The following is a 1,145-nucleotide window of genomic DNA, read 5'->3' on the forward strand; positions in this document are numbered from 1 at the left end:
GCTAATTCTTTATACTTTTCTATTCTATTATTTTGTCTATTTAAATAATCCTCGAAATAATCTTCATTTTTTAAAATATCTCTCATTTCATTCTCCTTACTCAATTATTTTCTTCCCAGAAGAATCCAAAATGCTTTTAACCACATTACCATCCTTATCAACATTAATTAGTATATTTTGTACATTTTCAGGATTCAAAAACATTTCTTCTCCAACAGTTGATTCCAAACGTCTAGAACCATCTATCTATGTTTCGCTCATTTGCTTTCCATCTTTTTTATTTGAAAGTTGCGCAGTATTATACTTAGCCTCCGCTATTACATACTTAGGCGGCGGAGATGAATTTTCATATATACCATCTATTCCCTTAACAATTTTTTGATCTAATGTTAATACACGATCATCACTAATTCTAGTATATGTTTGACTTTCAAAAAAGTCATCCATCTTCATTTCACCATAATTCCCTTTACGCTTCGTTGTTTTTAAAGCTACTTCGCCACTTTCTACTGATTCTATTACCGTACGTTGTTGTGCTCTAGCTGCTTCTAATGTTTGGGCTACTTTTCCAGATTCCTTAGATATTTCACCAGTTTTACCCGTACCCTTACCACCATCTTTAGACTTCGCAAACTTATAATAACCTTCTATTAATTCGCCTTGAGGTATTTTGGTTACGTTAGTTCCACCAATACTAGAGAATGCATAGGAAGCCTCTCTCTTAAATGATTGTAACATTTCAAGCGTAGGCTTCAATTCTTTTGCTAATTTTACTACATTAGCAATTATACTTACTCCATTTGACGCTTTTGCTCCTTTTGCGATATGGCCTATTGAAGATTCAGTTAGACTCTTATATATCTATATAAACAAATAATAAAAAAACAACATGTTGATGAAGTTGCTAAAAATCAATTAGATATTATGGAAGGTTATACAAAATCCCGAAATGTGGATATTCGAATAAAAAACTCCAGTCATGATTCATAAAATCACTGGAGTTTTCATCTTAATACATACTATAGTTTTTATCATTCATCCGATTACAAAAGCCGTTTCCTAATCGAACGAGCTTCTACCCTCTTTTCAATAAGACTACATTCTCGAACTATGATTATTTGATAAAATATTTCTTCTTATTTCAA

At 31.5% G+C, this 1,145-nt stretch carries 1 pseudogene; it reads right to left on the bottom strand.

From position 1 onward, the window contains the following. Positions 1 to 96: 96 nt before the first annotated feature. A pseudogene (locus ACQGS6_RS29000) lies at positions 97 to 738 on the bottom strand (hypothetical protein). Positions 739 to 1,145: the final 407 nt, after the last annotated feature.

The organism is Bacillus sp. GMs2/2 (genome assembly GCF_050172095.1).
GTDB classification, from domain to species: domain Bacteria; phylum Bacillota; class Bacilli; order Bacillales; family Bacillaceae_G; genus Bacillus_A; species Bacillus_A cereus.